This window comes from Streptomyces sp. NPDC048560 (assembly GCF_040650955.1).
Taxonomy (GTDB): Bacteria; Actinomycetota; Actinomycetes; order Streptomycetales; family Streptomycetaceae; genus Streptomyces.
Map to the genome: position 1 here is coordinate 46,474 of NZ_JBEZIJ010000002.1, position 14,733 is coordinate 61,206.

The 14,733-nt window shown below is 67.1% G+C and carries 11 protein-coding genes; 2 read left to right on the plus strand and 9 right to left on the minus strand.

Annotated features, from left to right (window positions below):
* Window positions 1–152: 152 nt before the first annotated feature.
* From AB0C82_RS06965 to AB0C82_RS06980, 4 genes are read right to left on the minus strand one after another with little or no spacing between them, the layout of a single operon-like run.
* Window positions 153–476 carry a hypothetical protein gene (locus tag AB0C82_RS06965; RefSeq protein ID WP_362837161.1) on the minus strand — a complete coding sequence of 108 codons (324 nt, stop codon included), beginning with the start codon at window positions 474–476 and terminating at the stop codon, window positions 153–155.
* Complete coding sequence (locus tag AB0C82_RS06970) at window positions 473–817, minus strand: DUF6247 family protein (protein ID WP_185297432.1); 345 nt, start codon at window positions 815–817, stop codon at window positions 473–475. The genes AB0C82_RS06965 and AB0C82_RS06970 overlap by 4 nt, the downstream gene beginning before the upstream one ends.
* Before the next feature lie 28 nt (window positions 818–845).
* Window positions 846–1,193, minus strand: coding sequence for a hypothetical protein (locus tag AB0C82_RS06975; protein WP_362837162.1), 348 nt, complete (start codon window positions 1,191–1,193; stop codon window positions 846–848).
* A gap of 42 nt (window positions 1,194–1,235) precedes the next feature.
* On the minus strand, window positions 1,236–1,736 hold the full coding sequence (locus AB0C82_RS06980; protein ID WP_362837164.1) for an ATP-binding protein: 501 nt from the start codon (window positions 1,734–1,736) through the stop codon (window positions 1,236–1,238).
* 164 nt (window positions 1,737–1,900) lie between these two features.
* Between AB0C82_RS06980 and AB0C82_RS06985 the strand changes: the two genes are divergently transcribed.
* The gene (locus AB0C82_RS06985) at window positions 1,901–2,788 is read left to right on the plus strand and encodes a helix-turn-helix transcriptional regulator (RefSeq protein ID WP_362837166.1); all 888 of its coding nucleotides are present in this window, start codon (window positions 1,901–1,903) and stop codon (window positions 2,786–2,788) included.
* Window positions 2,785–3,003 (plus strand): DUF397 domain-containing protein, encoded by a 219-nt coding sequence (locus AB0C82_RS06990; protein ID WP_362837168.1) that lies wholly within the window; start codon window positions 2,785–2,787, stop codon window positions 3,001–3,003. The genes AB0C82_RS06985 and AB0C82_RS06990 overlap by 4 nt, the downstream gene beginning before the upstream one ends.
* A gap of 105 nt (window positions 3,004–3,108) precedes the next feature.
* Here AB0C82_RS06990 and AB0C82_RS06995 read toward each other — a convergent pair whose 3' ends face one another.
* From AB0C82_RS06995 to AB0C82_RS07015, 5 genes are all read right to left on the minus strand, one after another.
* On the minus strand, window positions 3,109–3,774 hold the full coding sequence (locus AB0C82_RS06995) for a hypothetical protein (protein ID WP_362837170.1): 666 nt from the start codon (window positions 3,772–3,774) through the stop codon (window positions 3,109–3,111).
* Window positions 3,768–4,979, minus strand: coding sequence for an AAA family ATPase (locus AB0C82_RS07000; protein WP_362838346.1), 1,212 nt, complete (start codon window positions 4,977–4,979; stop codon window positions 3,768–3,770). The genes AB0C82_RS06995 and AB0C82_RS07000 overlap by 7 nt, the downstream gene beginning before the upstream one ends.
* Window positions 4,980–5,234: 255 nt before the next feature.
* Window positions 5,235–6,602, minus strand: coding sequence for a HEPN domain-containing protein (locus AB0C82_RS07005; protein ID WP_362837172.1), 1,368 nt, complete (start codon window positions 6,600–6,602; stop codon window positions 5,235–5,237).
* Window positions 6,595–11,637 (minus strand): class I SAM-dependent DNA methyltransferase, encoded by a 5,043-nt coding sequence (locus AB0C82_RS07010; RefSeq protein ID WP_362837174.1) that lies wholly within the window; start codon window positions 11,635–11,637, stop codon window positions 6,595–6,597. The genes AB0C82_RS07005 and AB0C82_RS07010 overlap by 8 nt, the downstream gene beginning before the upstream one ends.
* Before the next feature lie 24 nt (window positions 11,638–11,661).
* On the minus strand, window positions 11,662–14,694 hold the full coding sequence (locus AB0C82_RS07015) for a DEAD/DEAH box helicase (RefSeq protein ID WP_362837176.1): 3,033 nt from the start codon (window positions 14,692–14,694) through the stop codon (window positions 11,662–11,664).
* Window positions 14,695–14,733: the final 39 nt, after the last annotated feature.

Sequence of the window (14,733 nt, forward strand, 5' to 3'; positions counted from 1 at the left end):
CGAGGGGGATCCGCCAAGGTCCCCGGCCCGGCCGGTTCCGCATCGGGCCCGTGCCCCGGCCTCCGTACGGTGATCGCGTGCGTGCCGCCCTCAATCGCTCGCCATGGGACTGCCCGCCATGTGCCGCTCGCTCCAGGACGGCAGGTGTCGGGCTATTGCCAGAAGCACTCGTCGATCACGATCTGTGGGTCCGTGGCGCGGGCGGTGAAGTGGTACCTCAGCCATCCGCGGCCGTAGTCGAAGTAAAGGATGTGTTCGCCACGTGGGCGGGTGGACTGGACCGGTTCGACGCTCATCCCGGCCGCCAGACCCCTGTCGGCGTCGATGCCCAGGAAGTACGGATCCTGTGCGGTGACCAGCTCGGCGCGGGCGGCGGCGACAAGGGCCTGGGCTGGTTCGGGGAGGGCGTTGCGGTTGCCCTCGGCTCCCTTGGTCCAGTCGGCCTGCCAGGGCGGACCCATGAATTCGCTTGTCACTGGCCGGGGTTCACCTGCGCCACCGTGCGGCGGATGCGTCCGGCTTCCTCGATGAGGGCCTTGGCGCGGGCGTAGTCCGGTTCCTGGCCGGCCTCGTCCTCCAGGCGGTGGACCGTGGCCTCGTTCCGCGGGTCGCGGGCGAGGGCGTACTCGCCCCACCAGCGGGCCATGAAGGCGGGCACCGGCGCGAGGTCGTAGGCGTCGGCGATGTCGCGGCGCCAGTGCCGGTCGAAGTCCACGAGGAGTTGCGGCGCGTACTGGGCGATGGCGGCGCGGAGGGCCTTGGGGTTCCGCTCGGGCATGGGTGGGACGCCCCTGGCGCTGTGGGCGGCTGTGCTCATGAGCTTGAGCCCTTTCGTGACGGGGTGATCAGGCGGCCGTGGCCGGTTCCTGTACGACGGTGGTGACGATCTTGAGCCGACCGTCGCAGTAGGCCACCAGTAGCGCCTCGAAAGCGGCGGAGATCGAAGTCCCGCCCTGCGCGGCGCGGTGCTCGGCCGCCGTCCAGTCGGCATCGCCGATCTTGATGAGTTTCGCGGTGCGCGAGGCGGCTGCCGGGTTGTCCGCGGGGTCGGGAGTGATCCGGCCGTGGCCGTAGGCGGCGACGAGGCGGCCGCCGGTCCAGCCGATCGGGCGGCCGTCACGCTGCTTGCTCTTCTCACCTGCGCGTTTCCATACGGAAGTGTCCACGTACAGCGAGTGCTGCCGTTCGGGCATGGTGGCCTCCTCCAGCCTCCTGCATGGCGTGGCGCCAGCCTACTACTCCTTTTTGAGATAGAGAGGTGTGGACGCATCGCCGTGCGGTCGGGACGTGCGCGCCACCTCGGCCCAGACCGTCTTGCCTGGGGCGTGGACCCGGTAGTGCCAGTCCCAGCGGGTGGCGAGGCCGGCGACCAGGAGGAGGCCACGGCCCGCCGTGGTCAGTTCCTCGTGCGGCGCGGGAAGGGACGGAAGGCGCTCGCTGCGGGTGTCGTCGACCTCGACGCGTACGCAGGCTGCGTCGGCGGTCACGCGGAGGCCGAAGTCGCGGCCGGGGACTCGGCCGTGCGTGGCGGCGTTCACGCACAACTCAGCTGCGACCAGGAGGACGGCGTCGTGGACGTCGGTGTCGTAGGGGATGCCCCAGGTGTCGAGGCGGGTGGAGGTGAGGCGACGGGCGAGACGGGCACCACGCGGGGTGGAGCTGAAGGCCATGGCGAAGTGGTGCTCAAGGGCCGGGCGTTGGGCGGGATCGGTGTGGGGAGCGAAATTGCTGGTCATGCCTCTACGGTGACGGCCCGTCGCGTAGCGTGACCAGAGGTGACGCGGTGACGGCGGGGCTGTCGTACGCGGACCGGCGTGTTCTGTACGCGGTGTGGGCCGTGACCCTGTCCAGGGCGAGGGGTTGGGCGGGACATCCGGTCTTCTCGGGAGAGGCGGGGCGCATGGACGAGCGGTGGGGCGACGGGCGGGGTGAGTACGGCGATGACGGTGAGTGCGGTGACGTCGGCGACGGGACGCGGCCGGAGGCCCTGCCGGGATCGGGCATCGTGGTCGCCTTCGGCAAGCTGTTGAAGCTGCTGCGCGAGAAGGAAGGGCTGGACCGGGCGGAACTCGGAAGGCGTACGGGGTACTCGGCGTCGACGATCGGGTCCTTCGAGCAGGGGAGGCGGATTCCGCCGGGGACGTTCATCGACCGGGCGGATGAGGTGTTGGGGGCGGGTGGGGCCTTGAAGGTGTTCAAGGAGGGGGTCGCGGAAGCGCAGTACCCGCCCTTCTTCCGAGAAGTGCCGAAGCTGGAGGCCGAGGCGGTCGAACTGCATGTGTACGCGAATCAGGCAGTGCCGGGGCTTCTCCAGACGAAGGAGTACTCGCGGGCGGTGTTCGGGATCGTGAGGCCGCCGCTCGATGAGGAAGCCATCGAACAGCGGGTGGTCGCGCGCATGGAGCGGCAAAAGGTATTCGAGCGCCGCTCGGCACCCTTGACGAGCTTTGTGGTTGATGAGTCCGTTCTGCGGCGGCCCATGGGCGGACGGGACGTCCTTCGTGGCCAGTTGGAGCAGATCCTGCTCATGGGGCAGCTCCGCACCGTCGAGATCCAGGTGATGCCGCTCGACCGCGAGGAGAACGCGGGCATGGCCGGTCCGTTCTCCTTGATCGAGACGAAGCAGGGGCGGAGGATCGCGTACGTTGAAGTGCAGAACGTGAGCCGGGTGCACACGGATCGGGCCTCCGTGCGAAGGCTGGAGGCCAAGTACGGAATCCTTCGTGCCCAGGCGCTTACGCCACGGGAGTCGTCGGCGTTCATCGAGAAGCTTCTGGGAGAACTGTGAGAGTTCAGGGGACTGAGCGCGAGGCGGTCGAGGACCTGACCTGGTTCAAGAGCAGCTACAGCAGCGAGGAGGGCGGCGAGTGCGTCGAGGTCGCCGTCGGGAACGCCACTGTGCACGTACGCGACTCGAAGGTTGCGCCAGGGCCGATCCTTACGGTTTCTTCGCAGGCGTGGGCCGGTCTAGTCGGGCTGGCGATTGAGGGTCAGCCTGCTTGAGATCCTGTGAGCCGGTCCTCCTGCCGCGCTCAGGCCGCGGCAGGAGGATTCGTGACGGGTGCGCCGTGTAGGGATCCGCGCTGAGCGACCAGGACACATTGGGTGCTATTTCCGCCACTTGGACAGATCTCCGGCGAAGTCGACGTAGGAGCGACTGGTCCCCGAGGGGGCTGGGACGACCAGCTTCAGACGGGCCGCCTGCTCTGCGATGGCAGGGGCATCCGACTCGCGGTACGGAGGCTGTTTCAGCAGCCTTTTCAGGTGCTCCTTGGCATTTTCGATCATGCCAAGGTTCCTGCGGCACTCTTGGGCGCTGAGCTTCCAGCCCGGCCGGACTTTGGGGAACGCATCAGGGAAAAGCATGAGCCACGCCTCCATCTCGAACGCGGAGAGCGCGAGGGCGGTATCGCAGCCAGGGGAGAACATGTTTTCAAGCTCTGAGGAGATGCGCTGCCGGGTCTTCGCGTAGTCCGGCCCTTCCACTCCATCGAAGTCGACATGGACGGCGATCGCTGCGAGAGTCGCGCCCTGGCTCCGCTCCATGGCCTGAGCTAGCCTCCTCAGCTCATCCAGACGGGGGCGTAACTGCCTGTCCGCTGCGGCCAGATGGATCTGCTTGCCTATGTGGACAATCTTCGGGCAGGTCCCCGGATGGAGCTCGGAGATCAGGTGTCCCAAGACCTTTCGGTCGAAGAGTCCTTCACCCGCGACGGCTATGAACCGCTTCTTCTTGTCGCGCTGTGCCTGTTCCGGCCGCCCTCTCTTCACCACGCCGTGCCTCCGAGGGCGCCGGAGAACCAGAGATCGCCGAGCGGCAGACCTTCGGAGGCTTCGACGATTTCCTCGATATGTGACGCCTCGATTGCGGGGATCCTGGATCGTCCTCGTTCGTCGCGCTCGCAGATGACGAGTTCCTCGGCCGCCAACTGGTCGGCGAAGGCCGGAGAGTGCGATGTGGCGAGGAACTGTGTGTGCTCGCTTGCTTCCCGGAGGCGGGAGGCGAGGAGGGTCAGCGCATGCGGGTGGATGCCGTGGTCGATCTCTTCGATGCAGGTCAGCATCGGGGGGTTGGGATCGTGGAAGAGGGCGAGCAGACAGAGCAAACGGACGGTGCCGAAGGACGCGTCAGCCAGGCTGGTGGTTCCACGCAGGCCACGCTCGGTGAGGGCAACGGCCACCCGGTCGACCCGGCCGGGCGCGAGGGGGAAGTCGATAGCCTCGATCTGCGGAAGAACCTCGGTGACGTCCGCCATGTAGTTGTCCCAGTGATTCGGGTGGTTCTTCCGGATCTCCTGGAGGAAGTCTGCCAGGTTGGCGCCGTTGTCGGCCAGCAGGACGCCCTCCTGGAATCCGATGGCGGCCGGTCGCCTCGCCGCGCGCACGTCAACGTCGAATACCCGCATCGCGGTGAGATGTTGCGCGAGGTGAGGCGTGGAGAGGAAAGGTGAGGCGGCGGCCGTGGGGGGTTCCAGGACACTGTGGAGACGGTCGATCTTGTGCTCGCTGATTGTGGTCGCGAGCGCAGCGCGTGGATCCGACAGCCGCACTGTGGTGCTGCTCGAGTCGGCGGTCGTCGGGGCAGTCGACGTGTGATGCTCCACCAGGTGTTCCGCACGGGAGAGGACACGATTGTCGGCCGACCCGCCACGGCCCTTCCGGTAGAGCAGAGAAAGCCGGTACTCGTCAGGCTGGTCTTCTGTGGCGTGCTCGGTCCATCTACCCCGAAGGCCGAACCGCATGACAGCCGGGGCGGCTCCTCCGCCGCGATAGGCGACTGCGGGGAAGCCGCTCCGTTCTGCGAGCGTCTGCTGGAGGCCAGTTCGGACCATGTCGGCGAGGAACTCGAAGGTGTGGATGACGTTGGACTTGCCGGCACCGTTCGGACCGACCATCACACTGAGCGGCCCTAGGGGAAGCTCCACCTGGGCGAGCGTGCGGAAGTTCTCCACGGTCAGATGCGAGATGTGTGACTTCAACCCAAAGCCGATCTGAACGGAGTGGCGAGTTCCACCACGTGCGGTACGGGGACCAACGGCCATGATCTGCGGGCCGTGTTCGAACGATGGTAGGAGATGGCACGGGGAGGCAACGGGCGTTCCTGCAAAAGGGATCAGCAGAGACTCTCCGGGCCGGTTCTCGTTGCTTCGTCGGCAGAGCCGGATGAGGTTGCACCCCGCAGATGGCAAGGTCGGCGAACAGGGGGATGTCCTGTTGGGGAGCAGATGAGGTCGTCAGGGGGTGGTGCGCAGGGATTCGGCTACGCGAGGCCGGAGCCAGGACCACTGCCTGTGGCGGCGGATCTGCTGGTACACCTCGTCCGGAGCCGAGGAGAGCTGGAGGAGGCAGAGGACGAACAGCCAGTACAGGGATTCGGCGAGATAGTACTGGGGGGCTCCGACCTGGTCCGGCCTCTTGCCGTAATGGTGGCTGATGTCGTTGCGGAGGGTGACGATGTTTCCGGCCCAGGTCTCGGTGTCGTCACCGACGAGATTCAGGAAATGGGGGCCGGCCGTGCTGATACAGCGATTCAGGGCCCACTTGAGGCTGGGGTCCTTCTTGGGGTTGTCAGTCTCCTTGATGAGGTGGCGGCCCAGGGCTTCGAGCGCGACGACCCGATGGAAGAAACGGTCCTCGACGAAGAGATGAGGGTTGTAGCGGCTGGACATGACCCGGCCGAGGAGAGGCCGGTGGATGTCTGCGGTATTCAGCCAGCGTCGAACGCCTGCGATGCCACCGAGGGCATCGAAGGTGAAATGCATTTGGTGGGGATGGAGTTGGTGCGGAGTTGGGCTGGTGTCCAGGGCCAGCCAGCGGGCGAAGAAGTCGATCGGGGTGCGTATGTCCGGGCGTCCCAATGCGTGGGAGCCCGAGGGCCGGAAGGAGAGGGAATCGAATTCGGCCGTTCGCCCCGTAGCGATACTGACCAGGTCCTGGAGGTTGCTGATCTGGTCCGTCAGGTCACTTGTCGGGAGGACACCGGAGGGTGAAGCGAAGCGAGCCATGTACTTCTCGCTCAGAAAGCTCTGGGTCGGGCTGGGAGCGTCTGCCTTGACGTTGTGGTAAAGGAGCAGGGTCATGCCGTTATCCAGGGGAACCGACTGCTTGGGTTGAGGGACGAGGTCCAGGGAGGCGAACGGGCGGGCGGCGCTATAACCCAGGTCGGGATCAAAGCGGTTGTGGGTGGACCTGATGCCGCTCCGGTCCACCCAGTGGGTGAGGTAGCGCAGATCGCCGGAGATGGATTCTGCGCTGGGCTCCATCGCATTCGGCCAGTGGACACCACGAAAGAAGGATCCGACGTTGTAGGCGGCGGTTTCCGGGCTGTTGTTCAAGTGACCCGATGTTCGCTCGGTCCGGGAGCAGTTCTCCAGGGAGAACAGGTGGTTTCCAGCAGCGCCGAAAATGCGTGCGTGGTGGGCTCCTTGGTTGCCCAGCACGATGCCATGCACGGAGACGTCAGGGGCCAGGCTGTCGTGTATGCGGAGGGTCGTGCCGTCTTCCGGCGAATGAGTCAAGATTCCCTTGACCTTCTTGCTCTCACTGCCGGGGAGCCACCAGTCACCTTCCGCGATGATGCGGCGCGGATCTTTGTCAGGCACGGGGATCCTCGCTGCGGGGCGGTGACCAGCGGCCGGCGGCGATCTCGGCGTCCAGGCGAGCCTGGAAGTGAGCGTGGGCGGCGCGCATCTCGGCGGGGCGGTCGGCCTTGTAGAAGGGGGCGGTGTAGCCGGCGGGGGGCGGGGTGGTGTCGGGGGAGGCGAGATGGGACTGGAGGTCGAGCCAGTCCTGCTTGGTCTGGCCGTGTCCGTAGGTGTTGTGGTTCGCGGCGATCTTGCGGCCGTTGGCGTCGAAGTACATGGCCGACTCGTAATCGGAGAGGACGGGGTAGCGGGACGTGTAAATCGCGACGAGCTGCTCGGCGGTGATGCCGAGCCAGACGGAGACGAGTGCGTCGAGCTCGACGAGGGCGGCTCGGCGCTCGTACTCGGTGCGGAGGGGGGTGTCGTAGGCCCAGGTGGGGGTGAGGTGGGCGGAGAGGGGGGCGAGGTTGGGCCAGTCAGGGTTGGCCCAGTCTTCGTAGCCGGGCCAGGTGGGGTGGAAGAGCTCGGCCCAGAGGGGGGCGTAGTGGTTGGTGAGGCAGTTGAGACGCAGGGAGCGGAGGAGGAGGTCGGGGGCGAGGGGATGTTTTGGGGTAGCGGCGGGCATTTTGTTTGCTTCGGCGACGCGAAGGTCGGAGCGGCCGGTAATGCGGAGGAGGTAGTCCAGGGGGAGGGAAGCCCAGAAACCGGCGTTAAGAGCGGTCAGGCGTTCATCAGGCATGGCCATGGAGTTCACGGCATCGACGTGGGCAGGGCCTGGTGGAATTAGGGAGGCGAATAGGCTGCGCTCACCATCGAAGGAGATCATGCGACGCCAGGCAAGGCGGAAATATTCGGTATATGGGCGACCGGCCCAAACGTCCTGAGCTGCGATGTAGAGATCTTGACCGCAGGATCGAATGTAATTCGTGTGAGGCAATTCGCTAAAGTCGAGTTCGGCGACATTCAGCACATCCCAGTGTTGAATACTCTTGCAGGGGATCCTGGGGCGCTTATAGAAAGGTGTGGCAACGCTGAAGTGTGGTCCCTGAAGGATGACTTCACTTGGTGAATCTGGTGTGGCGCTGGACCAGCTAATCAGGCCGTCCTTCTTGGCATTCGTCTCGTTGTATCCCTGGCTCAGGTGCGGTGCCTGATGGGAAATTCGCTGATTGATAATAGATAGGGCTGTGACCGCACCTTGCTCTTCGGTCGTTACTGGGTACAGAAGTGTCGCTTGAGAAACTTCTGTACCTTCCTCTCCGGAGAGGCGATTCCACTCGGCGAGGCGTGCTGCGTTCACGGTTACTAGCCGAGACTTATGTGGCCGGAGTTCCCACTTTCCTTCGTGCTTGATCCCCGGCGGTTGCCCGTTTCCATTGTGGTCGAGTGAAGAAATTAGCGTGGTGGGGTCGAATAGCCAACTGACGTGAGTGAAAGATACGCTGGATGGCGTGCCGTAAATGTTGATGCTGAACTGGCGAGTCCCCTGCACCTCGTCGAACAGCTGAAGGCGATTGGAAAAATGGGCGTGCGTTCGGAGGTGACGGTAAGTTGCTTCGCGGAGAACTCCTTCTTTTACTCCGCTGAAGTGGCTGTCGGGATGGATCAAGCCCGCCAACCCGCTTTCGTTCAAGTTCCGCCATGCGCGACACATGAATGCCCGATATAGGTCCGCCCGCGTTCCGATCAGATCGGGATATACGGCAGGCGACGTGAGTGTGGTGACTGTGCCGAGGTTCGCTGATAGCTCGTTTAGGTAGTAGCCGCGTGACGGTTCGAGGATTTCTGATTTCCTCAGGCGCCACTCTTCCGCGCTTGGCTTTTCAGCCAGCTTGAACCACGGCGCAAGCTCTGCCAGAACTGAGTCTTCCTGCCAGTCCGGCCGCACCCACGGCGGGTTTCCCACCTGCAAGTCATATCCGCCCCCCGCGAACACCTGCGCGTACTCCAACTCCCAATGGAAGAACCCTTGCCGCTCCGCAATCTCCTTCGCCGCACTCGTCCACGGATACCGGCTCGGCAGCCAGTAGCTCTGCTCCATGCCCATCAGGCCCGGCAGCGCGTCCTCGTACGGCGACAGTTCGTCCAGCGTCTCGAACGCGGAGACCAGCGAGTCGGCCGGGACATCGTGCTTGCCGAGGAGCGACTCGGCGAACGACAGCCAGTCGTCGAGGTCGGCGAGAGACACGTGGGCCTCACGCTCCGCCGCCGCCGTCCGGGCCTTGGCGACGGCCTTCTGCTTCGCAGCCCGGCGCGCCTCGTTCGACTCGGCCGTCACGTCGCCGAAGAGGTCCTCGGACTCCCACTCCACGACGCCCGACAGGGCGGAGACCGAGACGTCGGCGGCGGACTCGCGGGCGTACCTCTCGTCCGTCCCGTTCAGCAAGCCCGCCTCCTGGACCGGCCAGAACCACAGCGAGCACCAGGCGTCCATCAGCGTCTTGAGACGCCAGTACGGGGTGTCCGGTGCCGTCAGGTCCGCGAGGACCTCCTCGCGCTGGACGGCGACCTTCGGCGTGCGGAGCCAGCCGTCGTCCGCGCCCCAGATGTCGATGGTGCGGGAGATGTCCCGTTCGGAGATCTCCAGGCGCCGCACGACCAGCCCCCAGAGGTATTCGGCGCGGCGTGCGAGGGCCTGGAGCTTGGCCGTCTGCTTGGCGGAAGGGGTCTTGGTGATGGCCCTACGCCACGCGGCGAGCGCCTTCGCGTCCGCCGGTGCCAGCGCCTTCGCCTCCTTCTCGGCGGCGACCGCGCCCCATTCCTTCGCCGGGAGGAGGAAGTGGTGGACGGACCCGGCGGGCAGCTCCGTACCGGCGACCGCGTCCGCGAGGGGGAAGCGTTCCGGTGTCGTGCCTAGCCAAGCCCCCTTCTTCAGCTTCTCCGACGGGTAGACCTCCCGCCGCCCGCCGATCAGCGAGTTGCCTCGCCGCAGATGCAGCCCGAACCAGGGGGCCTCCATGCCTGGGTGCATCGTGTTCAGCCACAGCGAGACCTCCGCCAGCTCCACCGCCGTCGAGTTCAGGTCGACGCCGTAGGAGTTGTGCAGGGCGATGTACGCCTTGGCCTTCTGGAACTCGACCGGGTACTTCTCCGTGTCGATGGGCGTGCCCAGCTCGTCCTGGCGGCGGCGCAGGTACTCGGCGGCGACCTGGTTGATGGCCTCGTTGAGGAACGCGCCGGATCCGAGGGCCGGTTCGCAGATCTTCCAGTCCAGCAGCTCCCGCGCCGGGGTGACTGTGTCGTCCTGGTCGAGCCGGTGCTGCAGAGCCAGCTGCACGGTGACCTTGGTCAGCGACTCCGGGGTGTAGTACGAGGCGGAGGTCTGCCGGTCACGCCCCGACAGCCGGTAGACGAAGGACCCGGGTGCGTACCGTACGCGCCGCTCTGCGCCGGTGTCCTCGTCCCGCACCCGCACGAAGACGTTGTCCTCGTACTCGTCGGCCTTGCCCTCGGGGACCAGCCACGAGCCGCCCGACGGGTCGCCGCCCTTGGCCACCTCGTACAGCTCCTCGCCGGCGACGAAGCCGCTGTACGACATCAGGCCCTCGTAAACCGCGCCGAGCTGGTTGATGCCGAGCTGGGCGTACGAGATGAAGCCGCCGCGCTCGCGGCGCTTGCCGCGGGTGAGCATGAGGAGGCGCAGGACGCGGTAGACGGTGGCGTTGCGGAGCCGCGTGTCGAGGAAGCGCTCCTCGCCGGTGGCGTCGACGTCGACGGTGGGGTCGGCGATGGCCCTCGGGCCGATGAGGCGGATCGACTCGGGTTCGAAGAGCTTGGAGTGCAGGGGCTCGAAGCGCAGGCCCTCGCCCTCGGAGGTCTTCGCGGTCACCTCGTCCGTGACGACGCCGTGGGTGCGGCGGGGGCGGTAGCCGGTCTGGACCTTGCGGAAGAGGAGGTCGAGGGATTCGTAGAGGTAGGTGCCGCGGCGGGACTTCTCGTCGACCAGGTCACGTTCGGCGACGAGTTCACCGAGGCGGCCGAGGCCGTAACCCTGCTGATACTCGGGGTAGTCGGAGGGGAGGATGCCGAGCTCGGGGCGGGCCTCGGCGTAGAGCAGGAAGAGGATGCGGTAGAGGTAGCGGAGCGATTCGCGGGTGAGCTGGCGGCCGAGCTCGGGGAGGTCCTTGACGTCCTCGGGGCGCACGCCCTGCTCGCGGATGCGGTCCAGGACCTCGTTGGCGATGAGCTCGACGCTGAGGCGGAGGCCGTCGCGGAGTTCGCCGGACACACCCACCGCGTGCTTCGTGGACTTGCCTACCAGTTCGGCGAGCGGGTTCTCGCCGCCCGCCTCAGGGGTGCGGAGGGAGTCCGCGCCAAACAGAGCGGCCACGGTGTCCAGTTCGCCACCCGGACGGACGTCGTGCCGCTCCAGGGCCGCGTCCAGGGAGACCGCGAGGTAGCGGCCCTCGCCCCAGGCGGCGCGGTCGGCGAGGATCACGACGCCGCCGTTCAGGAGGAGCACGTAGCGCGGGGCGTCGTCGCAGGCGAAGAGGAAGGAGGCCAGCTTGGAGCCGGTGGCGATGCGGTGCTGGGCGTCCAGGGTGAGCGGGTCGAGGAGACGGCCGGGGCCCTCGGGGTCGAGGGCGTCGTCGGGCTCGGGGGACCAGCCGCAGTCGAGGGCGACCAGGCCCTTCTCGGCATGCGCGACCTGGACCTCGTACGCCTGGTCGGCGCGCTCGACGGTGATCGTTCCGGGCTTGGCGTCGAAGCCGAGGGAGCGGACGACGTCGGCGTTGAGGGTACGGACCTGATCGCACCAGCCGGGTGAGTCGTAGGTGGTGGCGTCCTCGTCCTCGACGGCCGCCGCCGCGAAGGCGGCGCGGGCACGGAAGTAGGGGCGCCGCAGGGATCGGAGGCCCATGCGGGGGGTGACGGGCAGGCCGCCGTCGCGGGGCTCGCCGTCCGGGTTCGCCTCGGTGTCGGCCGCGGCGGCCTCTTCCTCGCGGGTCTTCCAGGCGGTCAGCAGGCCGGCCTTGAGGTCCTTGGGCAGTATCTCGGCGAGGTAGTGCGCGGAGAAGTAGTCGCCGCGGTTGACCAGGGAGTCGTACGTCATGTTCGTAAGCCTCAGATGGGGTGATCAGGCCGCGGGGGCGAGGACGGCGAGGACGCGGAGCATGGGGCGGCCTGTGGTGAGGAGTGAGTCGGCCAGGCCGGCGAGGCGGCGGCTGTCGGAGTCCTTGGCCTCGGTTCCGGCTGCGCCGAGGGTCTGCTGCTCCCAGTCGGCAAGGCGGAGCTTGTACTGCTCGATGGGGCCGCGCAACGGTTCGTCCCAGGCGGTGCGGTGGGTCTCCAGGAACGCTTCCGCGGCGTCGAGAACGGCGGGAACGTCCTCGGTGAGGCGTTCGGTGTCGTGGGCGGCGAGGGGGTTGGCCATGGTGGGACCGACACCGGCGCGCTGGAGGACGGCCACCATGTCGTCGTCCACGACGTAGGACTCGGAGTAGGCGGATGACCCGGACCCGGTGCGGACCGCCATCCACTTGACGACGGTGGGGCGGCCGAGCGCGTTCGAATAGATGCCCTGGACGAGGTAGGTGGCGGTGTCCACGGACGCGGTCAGGACCGGGGCCTCCTGACGGTTCAGGCGGACCAGAACCTTGTCGGTCAGCCACTCCACCACCGGGTGGAGGTCGGTGAGGAGGGAGATGTCCGGCCAACTGGAGGTGGAGGACTCGCGGGCCCGGGTCAGGGCGTGCTCGGCGAGGCGGCGATTGAGGGTGACCTTGAGGCGTTCCTTGAGGCCCTGCTCGCGAATGTAGTCCGTCGGGAGCGCCTTGAGGCGGTGGATCAGGTCGGCGGGTGGGACGAAGGAGATCAGGCCCGACTCGGCGTCGGTGGACAGGTCCAGGCGGTCGACGGCGTCGGGGAAGACCTCACGCAGGGCCTCGTCGAAGAAGGCGCGGGTGGAGGTGAAGAGGGTGGGGACGTGGGCGGTGGGAACCGGGCCGGAGAGGGAGTCGGATGCTGATGCCGCGTCCTCCTGCGGGGCTGCTCCGGCGGTCGGGACCGTACAGTCGTCCGCGCTGTCGTCCGTGCCGTCGTTGACGCCGCCGAAGAAGTCGGCGAGGAAGTCGTCCATGGCTCCGTCCTCACCGTCCCCGCCGGCTTCGGCTGCCGGGTGGTGGGAGTCCAGCGACTCGTCGACCGTACGGCCGCGCAGCAGGTCCTGGATCAGGGATTTCTCCTCGGCCTCCGCGCGGTACAGGCCGCTGACCGCCTCCGCGGTGCCGAGGGCGCGGTGGGCTTCGCTCTCGCGGTCCAGGAGGCGTTCGGCGACCAGGGTGTCGTCCTTGGCGCCGTCGACCTCGCTGGTCAGGATCAGCGCGCGGAACTGCGGCTGGTGCGCCTGGCCGTAGCGGTCGATACGTCCGTTGCGCTGCTCGATCCGGATCAGGGACCACGGGACGTCGTAGTGGACGAGCTGGTGGCACTGGCGGTGCAGGTTGACGCCCTCGGAGGCGACGTCGCCGGTGAAGAGCATCCGGACGGGGGTGTCGGCGAGGCCGAAGTCCTCCACGCACTGCATCTGCTGCTCGTCGGAGAGACCGCCGTGCATGATGCGGGCGGCGCTCTTCGCGGTGTCCTTGGCGGGCTTGAAGCCGAGCGCGGCCGGGACCACCTTCGCCAGCCACTCCAGGGTCTGCACCCGCTCGGAGAAGACGACCACGCGGGCGTCCGACCTCGGACCGACGCCGATCTCCCGCAACTGCTCCACCAGCGCCCGGAACTTCGCCGAGTCCGTCTCCGCCATCCCGGCCGACAGCTCGCGCAGCCGGTGCAGGGCGGCCAGCTCGGCGGCGGTCTCCTGCGGCGCGTCCTTCTTCTCCAGCGTCTTGACGCGGGCGGCGACGGTCGAGCGCAGCGCCGCGCAGGAGGAGAGGAAGGACTTCAGGAGGGTGTACGGGAACAGGGGGACGTCGCTGACGGACTTGCGGCCGTCAGCGGACAGCCAGACCTCGGCCAGCTCCTCGAAGATCTTCTCCTCGGCGGGGGTGGCGGCGCAGCGCACCGACTGCGAGGGGCCTCGGGCCGCCCACTGGCCCTTCATCTGGTCCTTGACCTCGGGGCTGACCTTGGTACGGCGGATGAAGAGGTGCTCGATGTCCTCGGCGCGGTAGTGCTCGGGGTCGCGGATGGCAGCCGGGTCGAGGAGGGAGATCAGCTCGGCGAAGGAGCGGGCATTGCCGTTGTGAGGGGTGGCGGATGCCAGGATCAGAGCGTCGGTACGGGGGGCCAGGAGCTTGGCGAGCTGATTACGGAGCGAGCCCTTGTTGATCAGGTTGTGGGACTCGTCGATGACGACGGCGTCCCAGTTGATGCGCTCCAGGTGGTGCTTGTACTGGTCGGTGTTCTTCAGGGTGTCGATGGAGACGATCACGCGCTTGAAGTACGTGAAGGGGTTGCGTCCGGCCGGGATCTCGCGCTGGATCCGCTCGATGCCGACCGAGTCCAGGCGGATCAACGGGATCGCGAAACGGGTCCACAGCTCGTGCTGGAACTGTTCCAGGACGTGCTGCGGGGTGACGACGAGAATGCGCTCGCCGCGACCGCGGCGGATCAGCTCGGCCAGGGTCAGGCCGATCTCCAGGGTCTTGCCGAGGCCCACCACGTCCGCGATGAGCAGGCGGGGGCGCAGGTTGCGACCGGAGAGTGCGAGTTGGGCGGGGCGCTGCTGGTAGAGCAGCGGGTCCAGGAGGAAGGAGTCGGCCAACGCGAGACCGCGCTCGGACTGGGGAAGCGCGGTCTTGCGGAGGACGGCTTCGAGGAAGAGGCGGGAGCGGCGGAAGTTCGGGGAGTCGTCACGGACCAAGCGGGTGTTTCGGGGGTCGAGGAGCTCCACACCCTGGTCTTCGCCCAGGCCCTTCTCCAGCTCGGTGAAGAAGACCGCCTCTTGGTCGCGGACGAAGTCGGAGGCGCCCACGGCCTCGATCCGGGTGCCGTCATGTTCGGTAGGGGTGGCCTTGCGGACCAGCCACACCTCGTCCCGGACCAGGATCTGGGCGCCGGGCGGGAACTGCGCCCGCTCCTCGGAACCTACCGTTCCGTCAGTTCCTCCGCTCCTTTCGTCAAGCGTGCCGAGTGTGCTGACGCTGGACTGCTGGGCGGTCACCCGGAGCCTCCTGAGAACTGAACGAGAGGATGTAAAGGA

Excerpts from the sequence above, each read along its gene's own strand:
- AB0C82_RS06970 (WP_185297432.1), bottom strand. The coding sequence starts at position 817 with ATGAGCACAGCCGCCCACAGCGCCAGGGGCGTCCCACCCATGCCCGAG.
- AB0C82_RS06975 (WP_362837162.1), bottom strand. The coding sequence starts at position 1,193 with ATGCCCGAACGGCAGCACTCGCTGTACGTGGACACTTCCGTATGGAAA.
- AB0C82_RS06980 (WP_362837164.1), bottom strand. The coding sequence starts at position 1,736 with ATGACCAGCAATTTCGCTCCCCACACCGATCCCGCCCAACGCCCGGCC.
- AB0C82_RS06985 (WP_362837166.1), top strand. The coding sequence starts at position 1,901 with ATGGACGAGCGGTGGGGCGACGGGCGGGGTGAGTACGGCGATGACGGT.
- AB0C82_RS07010 (WP_362837174.1), bottom strand. The coding sequence starts at position 11,637 with ATGACGTACGACTCCCTGGTCAACCGCGGCGACTACTTCTCCGCGCAC.